Raw genomic sequence first — 21,536 nt, 5'->3', positions numbered from 1 at the left:
TAACCATCTGGTTACTTCGGGAAGGAAACGCGACCATGGCGGAACGCCGCATCGGCCTCATCATGAACGGCGTCACGGGGCGCATGGGCATGAACCAGCACCTCATCCGCTCCATCGCGGCCATCCGGGGCGATGGCGGGGTGAAGCTGGCCAATGGCGACACGCTGATGCCGGACCCCATCATCACCGGCCGCAACCGCGGCAAGCTGGAGGCGCTGGCGAAGGCGCATGGCATCGAGCGCGTCAGCACCGACCTCGACGCCTGCCTGGCCGACCCGAAGGACGAGCTGTTCTTCGACGCCGCCACGACGCAGATGCGCGCGGGCCTCATCCGCAAGGCCATCGCCGCCGGCAAGCACGTCTATTGCGAGAAGCCCACGGCCGACACGCTGGAGGATGCGCTGGAACTGGCGCGCTTGGCCAAGGCCGCCGGCATCAAGCACGGCGTGGTGCAGGACAAGCTGTTCCTGCCCGGGCTGCGCAAGCTCAAGATGGTGATCGACAGCGGGTTCCTGGGCAAGATCCTCAGCATCCGCGGCGAATTCGGCTACTGGGTGTTCGAGGGTGATTTGCAGCCCACCCAGCGCCCCTCCTGGAACTACAAGCTGGATGAGGGCGGCGGCATCATTCTCGATATGCTGTGCCACTGGCGCTACGTGCTGGACAACCTCTTCGGCAATGTCGAGAGCGTGAGCTGCCTCGGCGCCATCCACATCCCCAAGCGGGTGCAGGAGGATGGCAGCTTCTACGACGCCGACGCCGATGACGCGGCCTATGCGACCTTCCAGCTGGAAGGGGGTGCCATCGCGCACATCAACTCCTCCTGGTGCACGCGGGTGCGGCGCGATGACCTGGTCACCTTCCATGTGGATGGCACGCATGGCAGCGCCGTGGCGGGGCTGACCGATTGCTGGACGCAGGCGCGGGTGAACACGCCCAAGCCCGTCTGGAACCCGGACATTCCGCAGCCCATCAACTTCTTCGAGGGCTGGCAGAAGGTGCCCGACACCCAGCCCTACCCCAACGGGTTCCGCGTGCAATGGGAGCTGTTCCTGCGCCACATCGCGGGCGAGGTGCCGGACTACCCGTGGAACCTGCTGGCGGGTGCCAAGGGCGTGCAGCTCGCCATGGCGGGGCTGCAATCCTGGAAGGAACGCCGCTGGGTGGACCTGCCGAAGCTTGAGGCCTGACCATGGCCACGCTGTCCCTGCCCACGCCCGCGGGCCTCGCCTCCTACACCCTGGCCCCGCCGCGCGAGTTTCCGCACGCGGCCCCCCCCTTCCCGCGCATCGCCCTCGCCGCCGCCCATGTGGTGGCGGACCCGCTGGCCGAGCAGGACCCCTGGCTCGACGCCAAGATCGACTGGGACCGGACCATCGCCTTCCGCCGGCACCTCTGGTCGCTCGGCCTCGGTGTCGCGGAGGCCATGGACACGGCCCAGCGCGGCATGGGCCTCGACTGGACGGCGGCGCAGCAGTTGATCCGCCTGAGCCTCGACGCGGCGAAGCACACGCCAGGCGCGGTGATGGCGAGCGGCGCGGGCACCGACCACCTGGCCCCCGGCGCCCACGTGACCGTGGACGACGTGATCCGCGCCTATGAGGAACAATGCGCGGCCGTCGAGGCCATGGGCGGCCGCATCATCCTGATGGCCTCGCGCGCGCTGGCCAAGGCGGCGCGGAGCCCCGACGACTATGTGCGCGTCTATGACCGCGTGCTGCGCCAGGTGCGCGAGCCCGTGATCATCCACTGGCTCGGCGAGATGTTCGACCCGGCGCTGGAAGGCTACTGGGGCCATCACGACCACATGGCCGCGATGGAGGTGGCGCTGGAGGTCATCGCCGCCCATGCCGACCGCGTGGACGGCGTGAAGATCTCGCTGCTGGATGACAAGAAGGAAATCGCGATGCGCCGCCGCCTGCCAAAAGGCGTGCGGATGTACACGGGCGATGACTTCAACTACGCGGAACTCATCGCCGGCGACGCGGAGGGCCATTCCGACGCGCTGCTGGGCATTTTCGACCCCATCGCGCCCGCGGTGGGCGGGGCCTTGGCGGCGCTGTCGAAGAACGATCTCTCGACCTTCCACGACATCCTCGCACCCACCGTGCCGCTCTCGCGCCACATCTTCCAGGCGCCCACGCGCTTCTACAAGACGGGCGTGGTCTTCATGGCCTGGCTGAACGGCCACCAGGACCATTTCGTGATGGTGGGCGGGCAGCAGAGCACGCGCAGCCTGCAGCATTTCTCCGAACTGTTCCGCCTGGCCGACAAGGCGGGGCTGCTGCGCGACCCGGACCTCGCGGCGTCGCGCATGCGGACGCTGCTGGCGCTGCACGGGGTGGCGTGATGCGCGCGATCGTGGAGCATCGTTGCCGCGAAGCGGCAAGGAGCGGCAGGTGAATCGCGCACACAACGCCCCGCCGCTCTCATTGAACACCGTCACGGTGAAGGAGAAATGGGGCCTCGCGCAATGCATCGAGGGCTGCGCGCGGCAAGGCATCCCCGGCATCTCGCCCTGGCGCGACGTGCTGCACGCCATGGGCGTGGAGGCCGCCGCGCGGCACATCCGTGACGCGGGGCTGGTGGTGACGGGCCTCTGCCGTGGGGGGATGTTCCCCGCCGCCGACGCCGCCGGCCGCGCCGCCGCCATCGAGGACAACCGCCGCGCCATCGCCGAGGCCGCGGCGCTGGGCGCGCAATGCCTGGTCATGGTGTGCGGCGGCCTGCCGCCCGGCTCGAAGGACCTGCCGGGCGCACGCGCCATGGTGCGTGAGGGGCTGGAGGCCATCCTGCCCGAGGCCCGCGCGGCGGGTGTCACGCTCGCGCTGGAACCCCTGCACCCCATGACCTGCGCCGACCGCTCGGTGCTGTCCACGCTGGGCCAGGCGCTCGACCTCTGCGACGCACTGGGCGAGGGCGTGGGGGTGGCGGTGGACGTCTATCACGTCTGGTGGGACCCGGAGCTCGCCGCGCAGATGGCGCGCGCCCAGGGTCGCATCGCCGCCTTTCATGCCTGCGACTGGCTGGTGCCGACCACCGACCTCGTCTTCGACCGCGGCATGCCGGGCGACGGCGTGATCGACATCGCCGCCCTTCGCCGCATGGCCGAAGCCGCCGGCTATGCGGGCTTCACCGAGGTCGAACTGCTCTCCCGCCGCTGGTGGGGCGAGGACCCCGAGGACGTGCTGCGCATCATCCGGGAGCGCCACGCCGCCACCCACTGACAGCACCACAGAGGCCGCACGAACGGCCCGCCAACACAACAGGAGGAAACACCATGTCCGTCATCACCCGTCGCGCTTCCCTCGCGCTGCCGGCCCTCATCCTGCCTGGGGCCGCGCTGGCGCAGTCCTGGACGCCCACGCGCGGCATCCGCTTCGTGGTTCCCTTCGCGGCCGGGGGCGCGACCGATGTCGTGGCCCGCGTGGTGGGCGAACCCATGGCCGAGCAGCTGGGCCAGCCCGTGCTGGTCGAGAACCGCACCGGCGCGGGCGGCAATGTGGGCGTGGAGAACGTGGTCCGCAGCGCGGCCGATGGCTACAGCCTGCTGATGGGCACGACGGGCACGCTGACCATCAACCCGCATCTCTACGCGCAGCTGGGCTTCAACCCGCTGACCGACCTGACGCCCATCGGCATGGCCTTCGCGACCGACCACGTGCTGGTGGTGAATTCCCAGGTGCCGGCGCAGACGGCGCAGGAGTTGCTGGCGCTGCTGCGCGCGCGGCCGGGGCAGCTTTCCTATGGCTCGGGCGGCAACGGCACCTCGACGCATACGGTGGTGGAGCTGTTCAAGCAGGTGGCGCGGGTGGACATCCAGCACGTGCCCTATCGCGGCTCGGCCCCCGCGCTGAACGACACGGTGGCGGGCACGGTGCAGATGATGCTGGATCAGCTGCCCAGCGCGCTGCCGCAGATCCAGGGCGGGCGCGTGCGGGCGCTGGCGGTGACGGGCGCACGGCGCCACCCTGCCCTGCCCGATGTGCCCACCGTGGCCGAAATCGGCCTGCCGGGCGCCGAGGCCTCCTCCTGGGGCGCGGTGCTGGCGCCGGCCAATACGCCGGCGGTGGTGGTGCGGCGGGTGAATGCGGTGCTGAACGAGGCGCTGGGGCGGCAGAACGTGCGCGCACGGCTGACGCAGGTGGGCGCGGACCCGGTCAGCTCCACGCCCGAAGAACTCGCCAGCTTCATGCGCGCGGAGACCGAGAAGTGGGGGCGCGTGGTGCGCGCGGCGAACATCACCGTGAACTGAAGGGGATCGCGGGCGGCCACTCCGCCCGCGCCATCGCGCGCATCGCCGCCACCTCCGGCTGCACGGCGCTGCCCAGCCCCGGGGTGGCGAGACTGCCCATCTCCAGCAGGCCTTCGTGGATGGCCAGCCGCGGCCCGCGCGAGGTGTCCGCATAGAGGTCCGGGTGCGCGGCCAGGAAACGCGCCGCCACATCGCGCGGCTGGCCGTTGAAGCCGTCGATGAAATGGTGCCCGTTGCGTTCGACATGGGTCAGCCCCAACGCGCTGACCAGCGCCAGGTCCTGCTGCACGCAGAGGCCGGAGAGGGTGGTCAGGTCCTCGCCCGAGAGGAAGTGCCGCGTGGCGCCACCCTCGGCACTCCAGGCGCGGCAGCGCGCCAGGTTGAGGAAGGAGCGCCAGATGCCCTTGCAGCTCTTGCTCGACACGCCCGCATAGCCGAGGCCGCGCGCGACCACGAAGGCATCGAGCGGCCCGTCGCTCTCGTCGATGATGACGGGGCGTTCGGCGGCGAGTGCGGACATGCCGGTCTCCAGCGCGCGGGCGCGCTTCACCGGCTGCTCGATGAACAGCACCGAGGCCACGAGGCGCTGCAGGCGCGGCTCCGCCTGCATGGCGCGCCACAGCGCCAGCGCGCCCTCGGCATCCTCATACTGCTCATTGCCGTCCAGCGTGACGTGGTAGCCGTGCAGCCGGTCAAGCACGGAGGCGATGCGGCACAGCCTGTCGATATCGGCGCGCAGGTCGCCGCCCACCTTCAGCTTCCACCAGCCATGGCGATAGGTGGCGGTGACCTCCTCCAGCGTCTCCGGCAGACCGTCATTTACGCGGGATTCCACGTCGGCTGCCGTGATGGGGTCCACGAGGCCCACGGTGTGCCGCGCATGAATGCGGCCGGGCGCGGGTGTGGCGGCCAGCAGCGCATCGGCGTCGAAGCCGGCCAGCGCGGGGTCGAGCCGGGCGGGCGCGAAGCCCGTGATCCCGGCGCGCAGCCCTTCATGGAAAGCGAGGCCACGCAGGCGCAACAGCGCGTCCAGCGCGGCGCGGTCCACCAGCGCACGGCCGAAGCTCGCCACCAGCGGGTTCAGCCCCTCGGCGCCGCAGGCCTCGGTGTGGGGGCGCGTGGCAGCGGCGTAGTGGCCGAAGGCGGTGTCCGCATCGGCGGCCAGCGCGCCCGCCATCGCGATTTCGAGGCTGCGGCGCAACTGGTGCTGGTTCTGCGCGTCGCTCAGCGCGGGGTCCTTGTCGAACCACTTGGCGGCGAGCGTCTCGGCCGCCATGCCCTCGCCTTCCTGGCCATCCTCGGTGCGGATGCGCGCGCGCAGCACGGCCTGGATGCCATCGCGCACCGTGATCACGCCGAAGCGGAACGGCATGCGCAGGGTGAATGACCACTCGAAGGCCTCGAGCGCGGTGATGCGGAATTTCATGGACGTCTCCCTTCCGCTGCTTAGCACCGGACGCGCGGGGGGCGGGAGAGTTCCCGCAAACATTGCTTGCCGCGAGTGCCGGCGGTTTCATATGCTTCGCGCATCAAGAACATAACGGGTGGTGGCTCATGGGTTGGTGGAAGGCTGCGGCGCTGGCCGCGGCGATTATGCTCGTGCCTGCGGCGGCCTCGGCCCAGCAGACCACCTTGCGGATCGGCATCGCCTCGGCCGATGCGGGCGTGCTCGACCCGCATCTCAACTCCACCACGCCCGGGCGCGGCTTCCTGCAGCACATCTTCAGCGGGCTGGTGCGGCTGCGCCCCGGTGAGCTGAGCCCCGAGAACATGGAGCCCGACCTCGCGGAACGCTGGGAAAGCTCCGCCGACGGGCTGACCTGGACCTTCCACCTGCGCCGCGGCGCGCAATGCCACCACGGCTTCGGCGAGTTCACAGCCGAGGATGCCGTCTTCTCCCTTCGCCGCGCGGCAACGCGCGAGACCTCGGCCTTCTCCTCGGACTACACCGCCTTCGACAGCGTCGAGGCGGTGGACAGCCACACGGTCCGCATCACGCTGAAGAACAACATGCCGAGCCTGCTCGGCGTGGTCATGAACTACGCGGGCGGCTTCATGGTCTGCAAGGCGGCCGTGGAGCAGATGGGCAATGAGGGCTTCCGTCGCCGCCCGGTCGGCACGGGCCCCTTCGCCTTCGCCGAATACGTGCCGCAGCAATTCGGCCGGCTGGCGGCGCATGAGGGGTATTTCCGCGGCCGCCCGCAAATCCGCGAGATCATGTTCCGCTTCGTGCCCTCGGATGCGGCGCGCGACCTGGCCTTCCAGGCCGGCGAGCTGGACATGATCTATGGCCGCCAGGACCAGAACTGGTTCACGCGCACCCGCGCGCTCCCCAATGTGCGCGTGGTGGCGATGCAGCCGGCCGAGATGTCGGTCATCCATCTCAACATGACCATGCCGCCGCTGAATGACATCCGCGTGCGCCAGGCCATCGCCCATGCGCTGAACCGCGACCAGGTGGTGCAGCTGCGCGGCCGCGACACCTCGGTGGCCGCGGAATCCGTGGTGCCGCGCGGCTACCAGGGCCATGCGCCCATGCCGCTGCCGCCGCATGACATCGCCCGCGCCCGCGCCCTGCTGGCGGAGGCCGGGCACCCCAACGGCATCACCATCCGCAGCATCCACACCACGCTGACGGGCATGATGACGGTGATGGAAGCCGCCCAGGCGCAGCTGCGCCGCGCGGGCATCACGCTCGAGATCACGCCGGTGGAACACGCCACCTTCCACCAGCAGATCCGGCAGAACCTCTCCCAGGTGGTGCATTTCCAGGCGGCGCGCTTCCCGGTGGCGGACATCTACCTGACGCAGTTCTTCCACAGCCGCTCCATCGTGCAGACGCCCACGGCCGTGACCAACTTCTCCCATTGCCGCGTGGCCGATGCGCAGATCGACGCGGCGCGCAGCGAGACGGATGCCGCGCGCCGCAACGCGCTGTGGCGCGAGGCGCAGGAACGCATCGTGGCGGAGGTCTGCGGCATTCCGGTCTATGAGCAGCTCCAGCTCTGGGCCTACCGCGACAGCATCGAGCTGGGCTACGAGCTGCGGGCCGCGCTGAACCTCGCACCGCCCATCCTGCACACCACCCGCTTCACGAGGTGATGGCAGCCGCGTGAGCACCTTCATCGCGCGGCGTTTCGCCTTCGCCCTGGTCACGCTCTGGGCGGTGCTGACGCTGGTCTTCTTCATCGTCCGGGTCGTCCCGGGCGATCCGGCGCAGGTCATCCTGGGCGAGCAGGCGACGGCGGATGCCATCGCCGCCATGCGCACGCGGCTCGGCCTCGATCGGCCGCTCGGCGTGCAATACATCGAGTTCCTCTGGGGCGCGGTGCGGGGCGACTGGGGCGTCTCGCTCGTCACAGGGCGGCCCGTGGTGCAGGAGGTGCTGGCCGTCCTGCCCTGGACCATCGAGCTCACCCTGGCGGCGCTGGTGATCGGCGCGGCGGCCGGCATTCCGCTGGGCGTCTGGGCCGCGGTGAACCGCAACCGCGCGACCGACTACGTGATCCGCCTCGCCTCGCTGCTGGGGCTGTCCTTCCCGGCCTTCGTCTCGGGCATCCTGCTGCTGATCTTCTTCGCCATCCAGCTGCGCTGGGCGCCGGTGATGTCCACCCAGGGGGGCAGCTTCTCGGCCTGGCTGGGCGCGCTGGCGCTGCCGGCCATCAACCTCGGCCTCATCATGGCGGCCTACATCACGCGGGTGACGCGCTCGGCCATGCTGGAGGTGCTGGGCGAGGATTATGTCCGCACCGCCCGCGCCAAGGGCGTGCCCTGGCGGGCCGTGGTCTGGCGGCATGCGCTGCGCAACGCGCTGATCCCCATCATCACCATCGTGGGGCTGTATCTGGGCGTGCTGATCGGCAACTCGGTGCTGACCGAGATCGTCTTCAACCGGCCGGGCCTGGGCAAGCTCATCGTGGGGGCGTTGAACCAGCGCGACTACACGCTGCTGCAGGGGATGATGGTGATCTACACCTTCGTCGTCATCATCGTGAATCTGCTGACCGACCTCGCCTATGGGGCGGCCGACCCACGGGTGAAGCTGAAATGACGGGCACCGCCACCGCCACGCTCCTGCGCGCCTTCAACACCAACAAGACCTCCTGGGCCGGGCTGATCGTCCTGCTGACGGTGGTGGCGCTGGCGGCGCTGGCGCCCTGGATCGCGCCGCACGACCCGATCGAGCAGGACATCTTCGCCCGCCTCGAAGGCCCCTCGGCGCTCTATCCGCTGGGCACGGACCAGTTCGGGCGCTGCATCCTGTCTCGGCTGCTGCACGGGGCGCGCTACAGCCTGTTCATCGGTATCGCCTCCACCCTGGCGGCCATGCTGGTGGGTTCCCTCATCGGCATGCTGGCCGGCTGGTATGGCGGGCGGTTCGACGTGGTGGTGATGCAGGCCATGGACGTGCTGCTGGCCTTCCCCGCGCTGATCCTGGGGCTGATCCTGGTCGCGATGCTGGGGCCGACGCTGCCCAACATCATCCTGGCCATCGCCGCCACCTCGGTGCCGGCCTTCGCGCGCATCGCGCGCGCGCCCACCATCGCGGTGAAGGAACGCGAATATGTCGAGGCCTGCCGGGCGCTGGGCTATTCGGATGCGCGCATCCTGTTCCTGCACATCCTGCCCAATATCTTCGCGGAGATCCTGGTCATGTCCTCGCTGTGGCTGGCCAGCGCCATCCGCACCGAGGCCTCGCTCGCCTTCATCGGCCTTGGGCTGCGCCCGCCCATCCCGACCTGGGGCGGCATGATCCGCGAGGGGTTCGAGAACATCCTGGACAGCTACTGGCTGGCGATGGCGCCGGGTGTCGCCATCCTGGTCGTGGTCTTCGCGCTGAACCTGCTGGGCGACGGGCTGCGCGACGCGGTGGACCCGAAGCTGAAGGGCGAATCGTGACCACGCCCGTCCTCGCCATCGAGAACCTCACGGTCAGCTTTCGCGCCGATGGGCAATGGCGGCCCGTGGTGCAGGACCTCTCCTTCATGGTGAATGAGCGTGAGACACTGGCCGTGGTGGGCGAGAGCGGCAGCGGCAAGAGTGTCACCGCGCTCTCCATCATGCGCCTCCTGCCGCTCGCGCAATCGCGCGTGGAGGGGCGCATTGCCCTGGATGGCCGTGACCTGCCGCCTCTGTCCGAGGGCGAGATGCGACGCGTGCGCGGCAACGAGATCGCGATGATCTTCCAGGAGCCGATGACCAGCCTGAACCCCGTGCTGACCGTGGGCTTCCAGGTGGCCGAGGCGCTGATCTACCATCGCGGCCTGGCCCGCGCGCAGGCCGAGGCCGATGCGCTGCGCCTCTTCGACCGCGTGCGCATCCCCGCCGCCAAGTCACGCTTCCACGAATACCCGCACCGCTTCTCGGGCGGCATGCGCCAGCGTGTGATGATCGCCATGGCCTTGGCGTGTCGCCCCCGCCTGCTCATCGCGGACGAACCCACCACCGCGCTGGACGTCACCATCCAGGCGCAGATCCTGGAACTGGTGAAGATGCTGCAGGAGGAGGAGGGCATGTCCGTCCTCTTCATCACGCATGACATGGGCGTGGTGGCCGAGATCGCGGACCGCGTGGTGGTCATGCACCGCGGCCGCGCGGTCGAGCAGGGCGAAACCACGCGCCTCTTCACCCAGGCCCAGGCCCCCTACACCCGCGCCCTGCTGGCCGCCGTGCCGCGCCTGGGTTCCATGGAGGGTCAGTCGCGCCCGCTCCGCTTCCCCGTCGTGGACACCGCGACCGGCGAGAGCGACACCCCCTCCCCCACGCCCGACACGGTGGACCCTGCAGACCGCCCGCTGCTGGAGGTGGCCGGCCTCGTCACGCGCTTCGACATGCGCTCAGGCCTGCTCTCGCGCGTCACGGGGCGCGTGCATGCGGTGGAGGATGTCTCCTTCGCCCTGCGAAAGGGCGAGACGCTGGCGCTGGTCGGCGAATCCGGCTGCGGCAAGAGCACCACCGGCCGCTCCATATTGCGGCTGGTGCCGCCCTCCGGCGGGCGCATCCTGTTCGAGGGGACGGACATCGCGACCCTCGACCGGCGCGGCCTGGTCGCCATGCGCCGGCGCATGCAGATGATCTTCCAGGACCCCTTCGCCTCGCTCAACCCGCGCAAGCGCGTGGGCGCGGCGCTGGCCGAGCCCATCGTGGTGCATGGCCTCGCGGGCCGCGAGGAGGCGCGCGCGCGCGTGGCCGAATTGCTGCGCCGGGTGGGCCTCGACCCCGCCATGGCCGAACGCTTCCCGCATGAATTCTCCGGCGGGCAGCGGCAGCGCCTGTGCATCGCGCGCGCGCTGGCACTGGAACCGCGGCTGATCGTGGCCGATGAGGCGGTCTCGGCGCTGGATGTCTCGGTGAAGGCGCAGGTGCTGAACCTGATGCTGGATTTGCAGGCGGAACTGGGCCTCGCCTACCTCTTCATCTCGCACGACATCGCGGTGGTGGAGCGCGTGAGCCATCGCGTCGCCGTCATGTACATGGGCGAGATCGTGGAGATCGGCCCGCGTGCCGCCATCTTCGGTGATGCGCGCCACCCCTACACGCGCCGCCTCATGGCCGCCGTGCCGGTGCCCGACCCTCGGCGCGGGCGCATCCGGCGCGGGCTGGATGCGGATGAGATCCGTTCGCCCATCCGCGCGCCCGACTTCACGCCCCCGCCGCGCCGCTACACCGAGGTCTCCCCCGGCCATGTGGTGCAGGACTGGGGCACGGAACGGGAGAGGTTGCCGGCATGAGCGCCACGCTGGACCTCGCCGCGCTGCAGGAGGCGCCCTATTGGTGGGAGGCCGCCCCGCGCGAGGCACCGGACGATGCGCCCCTGCCCGACACCGCCGATGTGGTGGTGGTGGGCGCGGGCTATGCCGGGCTTTCCGCCGCCCTCACCCTGGCCCGCGCCGGGCGCGAGGTGCTGGTGCTGGACGCCGAGGCCGCGGGCTTCGGCGGGTCGAGCCGTTCGGGCGGCATGGTCGGGCATGGGCATCGCCTCAGCTACTCCGCCCTCATCGCCCGCCACGGCCGGCCCAAGGCCCAGGCGCTGATCCGCGAGGGCATGGCGGCGCTGGATTTCGCCACGGGGCTGATCGCGCGCGAAGGGATTGACGCGCGCTTCCGCCGCGTGGGCCGCTTCCGCGGTGCCGCGACCCCCGCCGACTACGAGATGCTGGCGCGCGAGGCCGAGCTGCTGGCGCGCGAGGTGGGCCTTCCCGTCGAGGTGGTGCCGCGCGCCGAACAGCACCGCGAAATCGCCTCCGACCTCTACCATGGCGGGCTGCTCTTCCCCACGCATGGCGGGCTGCACCCGGCGCTGTTCCACCAGGGGCTGCTGGCCGTGGCTCGGGCGGCGGGCGCGCGGGTGGTGGGGCACACGCCCGCAATCTCGATCGTGCGGGAGGGCGCGGGGCATATGGTCCGCACGCCGCGCGGCGCGGTGCGGGCGGGCGCGGTGCTGGTCGCGACCAATGGCTATTCCGGCGCACGGCCGGCACCCACCGTGGCGCGGCGCGTGGTGGCCCTGCCCTCCTTCCTGATCGCGACCGAAAGGCTCGGCGCCAACCGCGTCGGCGCGCTGATCCCGAACGGGCGGATGCTGGTGGAGACGGCCGCCTCGCACCTCTACTTCCGTCCCTCGCCCGATGGCGAGCGCATCATCCTGGGTGGGCGCGCCGCGCTGCACCCCATCCCGCTGCGCGCGGCGGCGGCGCGGCTGGGCGGGCATCTCCAGCGCGTCTTCCCGGGCCTTGGCGCGCTGCGGCTCGACCACGCCTGGACGGGCAACGTGGCCATGACGCGCAGCGACCTGCCGGGCATCGGCCAGGATGCCGAGGGGCTTTGGTATGCGGTGGGCTGCAATGGCTCCGGCGTCGCGCTCATGCCCTATCTGGGCCACAAAGCGGCGCTGCGAATGCTGGGCGACGCCGAGGGCGCCACAGCCTTCGACGACGTGCCGACCGGCAGCACGCCCTTCCTCTTCGCGCGTCCCCTGTTGCGTCGCGCGCTCAGCGCCTGGTGGCAGGCCCGCGACACGCTGGGGCGATGACCATGGAAAGCTTCGACGCGGTGGTGCTGGGTGGCGGCGCGGTGGGCTGCGCCACGCTGTTCCACCTGACGCGCCTCGGCTGCAGGCGTGTGCTGCTGCTGGAACGCGGCGACATCGCGGGCGGCACCACGGCGCAATCCTCGGGCATTCTCCGCACCTACTATTCTGTGCGGCCGAATGTGGCGGTGGCGCGGGCGGCACTGGCCATGTTCCAGGACTTCCCCGCCCTGCTGGAGGATGAGGAGGCCGATTGCGGCCTGATCCGCACTGGCTACCTGGCCGTGGCGCCCGAGGGCAAGGCGGCGCTGGCGCTGGAGCGGACCATCGCGGCCCAGCAGGAACTGGGCATCGCCGCCCGGCTGGTGGACCACGCCGAGGCGCGGGCCATCCACCCCTGGCTCGACCTCTCGGACATCGCACTCTGCGGTTATGAAGAAGAAGCAGGCTTCGCCGACCCCTACATGACCGCCCATGCCTTCGCGCGCGCCGCCCGCCGCCAGGGCGCGGTGATCCGCCAGGGCGCGCCCGTGCTGGGGCTGCTGCGCGAGGGCGGGCGGGTGCGCGGCCTGCGCACCGGCGGGGGCGACATCGCGGCCGGCGTCGTCGTCAGCACGCTGAATGTCTGGAGCCCCCTGCTGCGCGGCTGGGCCGAGGCGGAGATTCCCTGCCACGCCTCCCGCCACCTGGTCGCGAGCTTCGCGGCCGATGCGCCCTATACAAGCGCCCTGCCGGTGCTGAAGGATTTCGCCTCGCCCCTCATGCTCTACAGCCGGCCCCATGCGGGGTCCGAGATCCTGGTGGGCGCGGGCGACGCGGGCGACGAGGTGGCCGACCCCGATGGCGGCACCGGTGACATCCCGATGGACTGGGTGGCGGAGGTGGGCGCGCAGCTCGCCCACCGCATGCCGCGCTTTGCCGAGCATGGGCGCTTCGTGCGCGCCTGGGCCGGCCTCTACGACACCACGCCCGACTGGAACCCGGTGCTGGGGAAGCTGCCGGGCATCGAGGGGCTGCTGGTGGCCTTCGGCTTCAGCGGGCATGGCTTCAAGCTCTCGCCCATGGTGGGGCGGATGTTGGCCCAGGCGGCGCTGGGCCTGCCACCCGACCTGCCTCTCGATCCCTATCGCGCCACGCGTTTCGCCGAGGGCGCGCCGTTGCGGGGTGCCTTTGGCAGCGGTGCGGTGTCGTAGCGTCCGGTCGGCTTCGGTGGCATCACCAAAGCCGTGAATCAACCGCGTTCGCCGCGCGGGCTACAGCCCCAGCCGGTCCAGCACGCGCCCCTGCCAGACCTTCGCCGCCACGCCCAGCTTCCAGAAGCCATGGAAGGGCACCGGCGTGATCGCGGTGATGGGCATGTCCACCTCCTGCCCCGCCAGACGCCGCGCGATCTGCGCCCCCATCGCGGTCGCCATCGCCACGCCGCGGCCATTGTAGCCCAGCGCGGCGATCAGCCCCGGCGCGGGTTCGTGCAGATGCGGGTAGTAATCGGCCGTGATGGCGATCTGCCCGTTCCAGCCATGGGTCCATTCCACCCCACCCAGCACGGGCCAGAGCTTGCGCGCATACTCGGCCAGATAGCGGATGGAATCCGGCCCCGGCAGCGGCCGCTGCGGCCCGCGCCCGCCGATCACCAGGCGGTTCTGCCGATCCATGCGGTAATAGGTGGTGATGCGCCCGGCCTCATAGAGCGCGGCGCGGCGGGGCATGATGCCGCGCGCCACCTCCTCGGGCAGCGGCGCCGTGGCAAGGATGGAACTGTAGGCCGGCACCACGCTGCGCCGCAGCCCGGGCCAGAGGTCGTCGGTGTAGCCATTGGTGGCCAGCACCACCTGCGCGGCGCGCACCGCGCCGTGTGGCGTCTCGACGCGCCAGCCCTCGCCGGCCCGCGCGAGCTTCACGGCCGGGCTGCCGCCATGCACCCGCGCCCCCTGCCCCATCGCCGCCCGCGCCAGCCCGCGCGCATAGGAGAGCGGCTGCACGTCCCCGCCGCGCGCATCCAGCATGGCGGCGGTGTAGCGCGCCGTGCCGGTCAGCGCCGCCGTGCCCGCCGCGTCCAGGAAGGTCACGGGCCAGCCGCGGCGCGCGCCCTGCTCTGCGCTGTGCCGCACCTCCGCGGCCGCGCGGGCGCCGATGGCCGCGCGCAGCGTGCCCTCCTGCCGCGCCTCGCATGGGATCTGGTGGCGGCGCACCAGGGCAAAGAGAGCATCGGGCGCGCCATAGGACAGCGCCAGCATCCGCCCGCCGAGATCGGGGCCGAAGTCACGCTCCACCACATCGGGATCGTTCTTGAGGCCGGGGTTCACCTGGCCGCCATTGCGGCCGGAGGCGCCCCAGCCAGGCTCCTGCGCCTCCAGCACGATGACGGAGGCGCCCGCCTCGGCCAAATGCAGCGCGGCGGAGAGGCCGGTGAAGCCGCCGCCGATGACGCAGACATCCGCCCGCGCCTCGCCCTCCAGCGCCGGGGTCTCCGGCGCGAGAATGGCCGTGTCGGCATAGAGGCTGGGGGGCAGCGGGCGCCGGGTGTGCGGGGGCATGGTGGGTCTCCGGGGCCGGCAGGCTTGCCCCGGCCGCCCCCGCTGTCAACGCGCCCGGCCCCAGGGCCTCGCCGTCACTCGATGCGGATATTCGCCCGCTGGATCACGTCGCTGAACACCTCGCGCTGCGCGCGCAGCGTGTCGGCGAAGGCCTCGGTGTCGCGATAGGTGGGCTCCACCCCGGCCGCGGCCATCCGCTGCACCAGGGTCTCGTTTCGCATCACATCGCGCATGGCGTCGGCGAGGCGCGTGATGATGGGCGCGGGCGTGCGCGCGGGCACCATGAGGCCGAGCCAGGCGCCGAGGTCGAGGCCCTCCAGCCCCGCCACGCGCGAAAGCGGCGGCACGTCGGGCGCCAGCGCGCTGCCATTGAGCAGCGAGATGCCCAGCGCGCGGAGGTTGGCCGAGCGGATCACCGGCTGCGTGGCGGCCAGCGTCTCCACCACATAGTCCACATGCCCGCCCGCCACCGCGGCCACGCCGGCCGCGCTGCCGGTGAAGGGCACATGCGTGACCTCGAAGCCGAGGCGGCGATTGATGGCCTCGGACACCAGATGCGCCGTGGCCCCCGCGCCGGAGGAGGCGAAGGTGTAGCGCCCGGGCGCCGCCCGCACCGCCGCGATGAATTCCTGCATGTTCGTCGCCGGGAAGCCCGGCCGCGTCACGAGCAGGTAGGGCGAGTTGCCCGCCATGGCGACGGGTGCCAGGTCACGCTCCACGTCGAAGGGCAGGCGTCGCAGCAGGGGTGCCACGCTGACCGGGCCCGAGGAGGCCGCGAGCAGCGTGTGCCCATCGGGCGCCGCCTTGGCCACGTTGTCGGTGCCGATGGTGCCGCCCGCGCCGGCGCGGTTGTCGGGCACCACGGGCTGGCCGAGCAGGGGCGACAGCCCCTCCGCGATCAGGCGACCTATGATGTCGGTGGCCTGGCCCGCCGGCCAGGGGATGACGAGGCGGATCGGGCGGCTGGGATAGGCCTGCGCCGCGGCCAGGCGCGGCGTGGCCAAAGAAAGGGGGGCAAGCGCGAGGGGGGTCAGCGCGGCCCCGCGCAGCAAGGTCCTGCGTTCCATGAACGTCTCCTCCATGCGCCGCGCCTGCATGGGCGGGGCGTCCTTCGCGCCGTGGTTCCGACGCCGGGCAAAGTCTAGGCGGAGGAGCGCGCCCTTCGAAAGGGGCCCGCGGTTGACGGGGGGCGGGGCCGGGGGGAAGCTGGCCGCAAGACTTCCGGGGAAACGGTCCGCGTCGCATGACGGAACAGCGCGCCACGGGCGCGGCCCTGCCATTGGCGGGGCTTTGCGTCTTCGAGTTCGGCCACAGCGTCGCCGCCCCCTTCGCCGGCCAGATCCTGGGCGACATGGGCGCCGAGGTCATCAAGGTGGAGAAGCCCGCGGGCGATGATGCCCGCCGCTGGGGCCCGCCCTTCTGGGAGGGCGAGAGCGCCATCTTCCAGACGCTGAACCGCGGCAAGCGCTCACTCTGCCTCGACCTGCGCGACCCGGTGGCGCTGGCGCGCCTCAAGGCGCTGGTGCTGGAACGTGGGGATGTGGTGCTGCAGAATATGCGCCCCGGCCAGGCGGAATCCCTGGGCCTCGGCGCCGAGGCGCTGCTGGCGCAAAAGCCCTCCCTCGTCTGTTGCAACCTGGGCGCCTTCGGCCGCACCGGGCCCCTGGCCGAGGCGCCAGGCTACGACCCGCTGATGCAGGCCTTCGGCGGGCTGATGAGCGTGACGGGCGAGGCGGGGCGGCCCGCCGTGCGCGTGGGCGTCTCCATGGTGGACATGGGCACGGGCATGTGGGCCGTGATCGGCATCCTGGCCGCGCTGCAGCGCCGCGCCGCCACCGGAATGGGCGGCGTGGTGGATGTCTCCCTCTTCGAGACGGCGGCCGCCTGGATGAGCGTGCCCGTCGCGCAATTCCTCGCCTCCGGCGAGGCGCCGGAGCGACAGGGCTCGGGGGCGCAGGGCATCGTCCCCTATCGCGCCTATCGCACCGCCGATGGCGAGCTGGTGGTGGCCGCCGGCAATGACGCGCTGTTCCGCGCGCTGGCCCGGGTGCTGGAGCGGCCGGACTGGCTGCACGACCCGCGCTTCGCCACCAACCCCGACCGTGTGGCGCACCAGGCCGTGCTCTACCCGCTGATCGAGGCCGAGATGGTGCGCCGCCCCACCGCCGAATGGACGGCGCGGCTGGACGCGGCCGGCATTCCCTGCGCGCCGGTGCAGGATGTGGGGCAGATGCTGGACCACCCGCAGACAAGGGCGCTGGGCCTGTTGCAGAACCTGCCCAGCACGGGGGTCAGCGCCATTGGCCTGCCCGTGGCCTTCGACGGCACGCGCCCCGCCCCGCGCGGGCCCGTGCCCGCGCGCGGCGCCGACAATGCCCTGCTGGACGACACCCCCAAGGAAGCCCCCGCATGACCGGACTGACCCAGGCCATCGGCGCCTATGCCGCCAGCGCCCCACAGGCGCCACCGGATGACCTGCTTCCACTGTTGCGCGGCGCCTTCATTGACACGCTGGGCACCATGGTCGCGGGGCGCGAGGAGCCCGCGGTCACGCTGCTGCGCGCCCAGCTCGCCGAGCGCGGGTCCACCGCCGCCGAGGCCTCGGTGCTGCTGGGGGCGGAGCGCGCCCATGCGGCCGATGCCGCGCTGGTGAACGGCACGGCCGCGCACGCGCTGGATTATGACGACGTGGCGCTGGGCGGGCACCCTTCCACCGTGCTGGTGCCGGCCATCCTCGCTGAGGCCGAGCGCATCGGTGCTTCCGGCGCGCGCGCCATGGCCGCCTACCTGGTGGGCTACGAGGTCTGGGCCGAGCTCATCGCGCGCGAGCCCGACCCGCTGCACGAGAAGGGCTGGCACCCCACCGCCGTCTTCGGGACGGTGGGCGCCGCGGCCGCGCTGGCCGCGCTGCACGGGCTGGATGCTTCGCGCGCCGCGCAGGCCGTGGCGCTGGCGGGCAGCCTGGCCGGTGGGCTCGTCGCCAATTTCGGCAGCATGACGAAGCCGCTCCATGCGGGCCGCGCGGCGGCCTCGGCGGTCGAGGCGGTGCGGCTGGCCGCGCGGGGCTTCACCGCCTCGTCCGACGCCATGGAGCATCACGCGGGCTTCCTTGCCGCGCTCTCGCCCAAGGGCCGGGTGGACCGCGACGCGCCGGCGCGGCTGGGCGAGGCGCTGCGCATCCGTGAGACCGGGCTGAACGTGAAGCGCTACCCCATGTGCTACGCCACCCACCGCACGATTGATGGCGTGCTGGAGCTGGTGGCGCGGCATGATTTGCGCGCGGCGGATGTGGCGGCGGTCGAGGCCCATATCGGCGTGACCCAGGCCTCCATGCTGCGCAACCACGCGCCGCGCACGGGGCTGGAGGCGAAGTTCAGCCTGGAATTCGCCGTGGCCTCGGCGGTCATGGCGCGCCGCGTGGGCCTCGCGGAACTGACGGATGGCTTCGTGACCCAGCCCGAGGTGCGCGCTTTGTTCCCCAAGCTGCGCATCACCACGCGTGACACGCGCTGCCCGCTGGAACCGGCTTTCGCCGAGACGGACCGCGTGCTGCTGCACACCACGCGCGGCGATGTGCTGGACAGCGGCGAAATCCGCTTCCCGCGCGGTGCCGCGCAGAACCCCCTGGAGGAGACCGAATTGCACGCCAAGTTCGCCGATTGCACCCGCGGCTGGAATGGCGGCGGCGCGCTGCTGGACCAGCTCGCGCGGCTGGAGACGCTGCCCGCCATCGCGACCTTGGGCGGTGGCCGCGTATGAGCGGCGAGGATTTCGCCACGCGCGTGGCGCGGGTTCGCGAGGAATGGCTCGGCCGCAGCTGGGTCATCAAGGATGACGTGACGCCGGCCGTGATGCGCCGCATCGCCGCCATGCTGGACATGGACCCGAACGCCTTCCCGCGCGGGGCGGAGGTGCCGGCGCATTGGTTCAGCCTGTTTTGCGCCGAGAGTGCCAGGCAGGGCGACATCGGCGCCGATGGCCACCCCGAGCCCGGCGTGGTGCTGCCGCCCATCCCCCTGCCCCGCCGCATGGGCGCGGGGCGGCGCGTGCAGTTGCAGGGCGGCTTTCGCGTGGGCGAGGTGCTGACCAAGCGCGCCGAGGTGGCCGTGATCGAGCCCAAGCAGGCCCGCACCGGCACCATCTGCGTGCTGACCATGCGCCACACCTTCACCGTGGGCGACCGGCCCGTGGCGGTGGACGAGTTCGACGCGCTGTATCGCGAGGCGGTGGCGCCGGGCACCTCCTCACCCGTCAATGCCGGCCAGCCCGCGCCGACCGACGCCGCCTGGAGCCAGGTGCAACACCTGCCGAGCACGCTCGTCTTCCGCTACTCCGCCATCACCTGGAACGCGCACCGCATCCACTACGACGCGGACTATGCGCGCGAGGTCGAGGGTTATCCCGCGCTGGTGCAGAATGGCGGGCTGACCATGCAGTTGCTGCTGGATGCCGCCATGGCGCAAGCCGGAGGGCGGCGGCTGTCCGCCTTCACCGCGCGGCTGACGCGCCCCATCTCGGTGGGCGACACCGTGACGCTGGCGGGTGGCGCGGTGGCAAACGACGCCATGTCGGCCTGGGTCGCGGACCAGGGCGGCGCCCTCTGCGCCCAGATGGAACTGCAATTCGCATGAGCGGGCCGCTCGACGGCGTGCGGGTGGTGGACCTGACCACCGTGGTCGTCGGGCCCATCGCCACGCGCACCCTGGCCGACCAGGGCGCCGAGGTGATCAAGGTGGAGGCGCCGGGCGGCGACATCCTGCGCTACCTCGCCGCCGGCAGCCGCTCGCCGGCCATGAGCGGCAAGTTCATCAACTTCAACCGCAACAAGCGCAGCATCGGCCTCGACATCAAGCAGCCGGAAGGAGCCGCCGCGCTGCGCGCCTTGCTGGCGCGGGCCGATGTCTTCGTGACCAATGTGCGCCCGGCGGGACTGGAGCGCGCGGGGTTGGATTTCGCCACGCTCTCGGCGCTGAACCCGCGGCTGATCCATTGCTCCATCCAGGCCTTCGGGCGCGGCGGCCCCTATTTCAACCGGCCGGCCTATGACCCCGTGATCCAGTCGCTTTCCGGCGTGGCGGGCGCCTTCGAGCGTTCCACGGGCGAGCCTCGCTTCGTGCCCATGGTGATGACCGACCACATCGCGGGCCTGATCGCCGCGCAATGCGTGGGCTTCGCGCTGTATCGCCGCGAGCGCACGGGCCTGGGCGAGGCCATCGAGGTGCCCATGTTCGAGAACATGGCGAGCTTCGTCGCCAGCGAGCATCTGGGCGCGGCCACCTTCGAGCCGCCACTCGGCCCAGCGGGCGACGAACGCCTGCTCAGCCCCTATTACCGCCCGCTGCCGACGAAGGACGGCTTCATCACCGCGCACCCCAACGACAACCGCCAGGCCTTCGCCTTCTTCGCCGCCATCGGCCGGCCGGAGTTGCGCGAGGACCCGCGCTTCAACACCCCCAAGGCGCGCAGCGAGAACGCCGCCGCCTTCTTCGAACTGCGCGCCGAGGCGCTGCGCGAGAAGACCACGGCCGAGTGGCTCGACATCTTCGCCGCCGCCGACGTGCCCGCCGCCCGCTACAACCGGCTGGAAGACTTGCTGGAGGACCCGCACCTTGCCGAGGTCGGCTTCTGGGAGCAGGACGACCACCCGACCGAGGGCCGCATCCGCCGCGCGCGCACGCCCAACCGCTTCAGCGGCGGCATGCGCGAGGAGACCATCCCCGCCCCGCGCCTCGGCCGCGACACGGCCGACATCCTGCGCGAACTGGGCCATGACGAGGAGAGCATCGCGACCATGATGAAGACCGGCGCCGCCTTCGCTGAGGGCGCGTGATGCCCGCCCCCAACTGGCGTTCCCTTCTGTTCGTGCCCGTCACGGCGGAGAAGTTCGTGGCCCGCGCGCACACCCGCGGCGCGGATGTGATCATCCTCGATCTCGAGGACAGCATCCCGCCCAACGGCAAGGACTCGGCCCGCGCCGCCCTGCCGGCAGCCGCGCGTCAGGTGCGCGGCGGCGGCGTGGAGGTCTGCGTGCGGATCAACCGCCCGCTGGAACTTGCCATCCCCGACATCGCGGCCGCCGTGATGCCTGAGGTCACGGCACTGATGCTGCCCAAGGCGATGGGCCCCGAGCATCTGCGCCTGCTGGAAGAGGTGGTGGCGGCGCGCGAGGCGGCGCAGGGCCTGACGCTAGGCCACACCCGCCTGATCCCGGTGGTGGAGACGGCGGAATCATTGCCGCTGCTGCCCGAGATCGCGCGCGCCAGCCCGCGCGTGGCGGCGATCGGCGTCGGCGCCGAGGACCTTTGCACCGAGCTGGAGGCGGAACCGGGTGCCGATGCGCTCTACGCCTTCGGCATGCAGGTCGTGGCGGCGGCGCGGGCGGCGGGGGTGCTGCCCATGGGCTCGGTCGGCGCCTTCGCGGATTTCTCGGACCTCGACGCCTATCGCGCCTCGCTGCGTCGTTCGCGCCGGCTGGGCTTCGGCTGCGCGGCCTGCATCCACCCCTCGCAGGTGGCGCCGATCAACGAGGAATACGGTCCCTCGCCGGCCGAGGTGGACCGCGCGCGGCGCCTGATCGCGGCCTTCGACACCGCGATCGCGGAAGGCAAGGGCGCCGTCGCCTTCGAGGGGCAGATGATCGACCTGCCGGTGGTGGACCGCGCGCGGAAGGTGCTGGCGCGCGCGCGTTGAGATGCGGGCCCCGGCCCCCCATGCG

The 21,536-nt window shown here is 71.6% G+C and carries 18 protein-coding genes; 15 read left to right on the top strand and 3 right to left on the bottom strand.

Annotation, left to right across the window (positions count from 1 at the left end; translation table 11 throughout):
• The first annotated feature begins 35 nt into the window (after window positions 1-35).
• The 4 genes from GGQ83_RS18290 to GGQ83_RS18275 are packed head-to-tail and all read left to right on the top strand — an operon-like array spanning window position 36 to window position 4,255.
• Complete coding sequence (locus GGQ83_RS18290) at window positions 36-1,190, top strand: Gfo/Idh/MocA family protein (protein ID WP_184386429.1); 1,155 nt, start codon at window positions 36-38, stop codon at window positions 1,188-1,190.
• Between the two features lie 2 nt (window positions 1,191-1,192).
• Complete coding sequence (locus GGQ83_RS18285; RefSeq protein ID WP_184386428.1) at window positions 1,193-2,350, top strand: dihydrodipicolinate synthase family protein; 1,158 nt, start codon at window positions 1,193-1,195, stop codon at window positions 2,348-2,350.
• 49 nt (window positions 2,351-2,399) lie between these two features.
• Window positions 2,400-3,227 (top strand): sugar phosphate isomerase/epimerase family protein, encoded by an 828-nt coding sequence (locus tag GGQ83_RS18280; RefSeq protein WP_184386427.1) that lies wholly within the window; start codon window positions 2,400-2,402, stop codon window positions 3,225-3,227.
• A gap of 53 nt (window positions 3,228-3,280) precedes the next feature.
• Complete coding sequence (locus GGQ83_RS18275) at window positions 3,281-4,255, top strand: Bug family tripartite tricarboxylate transporter substrate binding protein (RefSeq protein ID WP_184386426.1); 975 nt, start codon at window positions 3,281-3,283, stop codon at window positions 4,253-4,255.
• Here GGQ83_RS18275 and GGQ83_RS18270 read toward each other — a convergent pair.
• Complete coding sequence (locus GGQ83_RS18270) at window positions 4,242-5,681, bottom strand: enolase-like domain-containing protein (protein ID WP_184386425.1); 1,440 nt, start codon at window positions 5,679-5,681, stop codon at window positions 4,242-4,244. The two genes, GGQ83_RS18275 and GGQ83_RS18270, sit on opposite strands and share 14 nt — an antisense overlap.
• A 167-nt stretch (window positions 5,682-5,848) precedes the next feature.
• Here GGQ83_RS18270 and GGQ83_RS18265 point away from each other — a divergent pair, with 167 nt between their 5' ends.
• Genes GGQ83_RS18265 through GGQ83_RS18240 form a run of 6 tightly spaced genes read left to right on the top strand, consistent with a single transcriptional unit; the run spans window position 5,849 to window position 13,477 of the window.
• Window positions 5,849-7,357 carry an ABC transporter substrate-binding protein gene (locus GGQ83_RS18265; protein ID WP_242535217.1) on the top strand — a complete coding sequence of 503 codons (1,509 nt, stop codon included), beginning with the start codon at window positions 5,849-5,851 and terminating at the stop codon, window positions 7,355-7,357.
• Window positions 7,358-7,367: 10 nt separating this feature from the next.
• A complete protein-coding gene (locus tag GGQ83_RS18260; protein WP_184386423.1) occupies window positions 7,368-8,306 on the top strand; it encodes an ABC transporter permease in 939 nt (312 codons plus the stop codon).
• Window positions 8,303-9,154, top strand: coding sequence for an ABC transporter permease (locus GGQ83_RS18255; protein ID WP_184386422.1), 852 nt, complete (start codon window positions 8,303-8,305; stop codon window positions 9,152-9,154). The genes GGQ83_RS18260 and GGQ83_RS18255 overlap by 4 nt, the downstream gene beginning before the upstream one ends.
• Entirely contained in the window at window positions 9,151-10,986 is a 1,836-nt protein-coding gene (locus GGQ83_RS18250) for an ABC transporter ATP-binding protein (protein WP_184386421.1), read from the top strand. Before GGQ83_RS18255 ends, GGQ83_RS18250 begins: the two co-directional genes overlap by 4 nt.
• Window positions 10,983-12,287 (top strand): NAD(P)/FAD-dependent oxidoreductase, encoded by a 1,305-nt coding sequence (locus tag GGQ83_RS18245; RefSeq protein ID WP_184386420.1) that lies wholly within the window; start codon window positions 10,983-10,985, stop codon window positions 12,285-12,287. Before GGQ83_RS18250 ends, GGQ83_RS18245 begins: the two co-directional genes overlap by 4 nt.
• 2 nt (window positions 12,288-12,289) lie before the next feature.
• Complete coding sequence (locus GGQ83_RS18240) at window positions 12,290-13,477, top strand: NAD(P)/FAD-dependent oxidoreductase (RefSeq protein WP_184386419.1); 1,188 nt, start codon at window positions 12,290-12,292, stop codon at window positions 13,475-13,477.
• Window positions 13,478-13,537: 60 nt separating this feature from the next.
• Here GGQ83_RS18240 and GGQ83_RS18235 read toward each other — a convergent pair whose 3' ends face one another.
• The gene (locus tag GGQ83_RS18235; RefSeq protein ID WP_184386418.1) at window positions 13,538-14,821 is read right to left on the bottom strand and encodes an NAD(P)/FAD-dependent oxidoreductase; all 1,284 of its coding nucleotides are present in this window, start codon (window positions 14,819-14,821) and stop codon (window positions 13,538-13,540) included.
• Between the two features lie 74 nt (window positions 14,822-14,895).
• Window positions 14,896-15,888 carry a Bug family tripartite tricarboxylate transporter substrate binding protein gene (locus GGQ83_RS18230; protein WP_184386417.1) on the bottom strand — a complete coding sequence of 331 codons (993 nt, stop codon included), beginning with the start codon at window positions 15,886-15,888 and terminating at the stop codon, window positions 14,896-14,898.
• A 176-nt stretch (window positions 15,889-16,064) separates the two neighbouring features.
• Between GGQ83_RS18230 and GGQ83_RS18225 the strand changes: the two genes are divergently transcribed.
• From GGQ83_RS18225 to GGQ83_RS18205, 5 genes are read left to right on the top strand one after another with little or no spacing between them, the layout of a single operon-like run.
• A complete protein-coding gene (locus tag GGQ83_RS18225; RefSeq protein WP_184386416.1) occupies window positions 16,065-17,234 on the top strand; it encodes a CaiB/BaiF CoA transferase family protein in 1,170 nt (389 codons plus the stop codon).
• The gene (locus GGQ83_RS18220) at window positions 17,231-18,580 is read left to right on the top strand and encodes an MmgE/PrpD family protein (protein WP_184386415.1); all 1,350 of its coding nucleotides are present in this window, start codon (window positions 17,231-17,233) and stop codon (window positions 18,578-18,580) included. Before GGQ83_RS18225 ends, GGQ83_RS18220 begins: the two co-directional genes overlap by 4 nt.
• Window positions 18,577-19,452: an FAS1-like dehydratase domain-containing protein gene (locus tag GGQ83_RS18215; RefSeq protein ID WP_184386414.1), complete on the top strand. Its 876-nt coding sequence runs from the start codon at window positions 18,577-18,579 to the stop codon at window positions 19,450-19,452. Before GGQ83_RS18220 ends, GGQ83_RS18215 begins: the two co-directional genes overlap by 4 nt.
• Entirely contained in the window at window positions 19,449-20,651 is a 1,203-nt protein-coding gene (locus GGQ83_RS18210) for a CaiB/BaiF CoA transferase family protein (protein WP_184386413.1), read from the top strand. Before GGQ83_RS18215 ends, GGQ83_RS18210 begins: the two co-directional genes overlap by 4 nt.
• Entirely contained in the window at window positions 20,651-21,511 is an 861-nt protein-coding gene (locus GGQ83_RS18205; protein WP_184386453.1) for an HpcH/HpaI aldolase/citrate lyase family protein, read from the top strand. The genes GGQ83_RS18210 and GGQ83_RS18205 overlap by 1 nt, the downstream gene beginning before the upstream one ends.
• Window positions 21,512-21,536 lie beyond the last annotated feature (25 nt).

This window comes from Roseococcus suduntuyensis, from assembly GCF_014196305.1.
In the GTDB taxonomy this organism is placed as follows: Bacteria; Pseudomonadota; Alphaproteobacteria; order Acetobacterales; family Acetobacteraceae; genus Roseococcus; species Roseococcus suduntuyensis.
Note: the sequence above shows the minus strand (reverse complement) of the source record. Positions and strands in the feature narration are given on the sequence as shown.

What these genes read in the sequence shown, in the direction of transcription:
- GGQ83_RS18290 (WP_184386429.1), top strand. Translation starts at nt 36, where the DNA reads ATGGCGGAACGCCGCATCGGCCTCATCATGAACGGCGTCACGGGGCGC.
- GGQ83_RS18285 (WP_184386428.1), top strand. Translation starts at nt 1,193, where the DNA reads ATGGCCACGCTGTCCCTGCCCACGCCCGCGGGCCTCGCCTCCTACACC.
- GGQ83_RS18275 (WP_184386426.1), top strand. Translation starts at nt 3,281, where the DNA reads ATGTCCGTCATCACCCGTCGCGCTTCCCTCGCGCTGCCGGCCCTCATC.
- GGQ83_RS18270 (WP_184386425.1), bottom strand. Translation starts at nt 5,681, where the DNA reads ATGAAATTCCGCATCACCGCGCTCGAGGCCTTCGAGTGGTCATTCACC.
- GGQ83_RS18265 (WP_242535217.1), top strand. Translation starts at nt 5,849, where the DNA reads ATGCTCGTGCCTGCGGCGGCCTCGGCCCAGCAGACCACCTTGCGGATC.
- GGQ83_RS18255 (WP_184386422.1), top strand. Translation starts at nt 8,303, where the DNA reads ATGACGGGCACCGCCACCGCCACGCTCCTGCGCGCCTTCAACACCAAC.
- GGQ83_RS18245 (WP_184386420.1), top strand. Translation starts at nt 10,983, where the DNA reads ATGAGCGCCACGCTGGACCTCGCCGCGCTGCAGGAGGCGCCCTATTGG.
- GGQ83_RS18240 (WP_184386419.1), top strand. Translation starts at nt 12,290, where the DNA reads ATGGAAAGCTTCGACGCGGTGGTGCTGGGTGGCGGCGCGGTGGGCTGC.
- GGQ83_RS18235 (WP_184386418.1), bottom strand. Translation starts at nt 14,821, where the DNA reads ATGCCCCCGCACACCCGGCGCCCGCTGCCCCCCAGCCTCTATGCCGAC.
- GGQ83_RS18230 (WP_184386417.1), bottom strand. Translation starts at nt 15,888, where the DNA reads ATGGAACGCAGGACCTTGCTGCGCGGGGCCGCGCTGACCCCCCTCGCG.
- GGQ83_RS18225 (WP_184386416.1), top strand. Translation starts at nt 16,065, where the DNA reads ATGACGGAACAGCGCGCCACGGGCGCGGCCCTGCCATTGGCGGGGCTT.
- GGQ83_RS18220 (WP_184386415.1), top strand. Translation starts at nt 17,231, where the DNA reads ATGACCGGACTGACCCAGGCCATCGGCGCCTATGCCGCCAGCGCCCCA.
- GGQ83_RS18215 (WP_184386414.1), top strand. Translation starts at nt 18,577, where the DNA reads ATGAGCGGCGAGGATTTCGCCACGCGCGTGGCGCGGGTTCGCGAGGAA.
- GGQ83_RS18210 (WP_184386413.1), top strand. Translation starts at nt 19,449, where the DNA reads ATGAGCGGGCCGCTCGACGGCGTGCGGGTGGTGGACCTGACCACCGTG.
- GGQ83_RS18205 (WP_184386453.1), top strand. Translation starts at nt 20,651, where the DNA reads ATGCCCGCCCCCAACTGGCGTTCCCTTCTGTTCGTGCCCGTCACGGCG.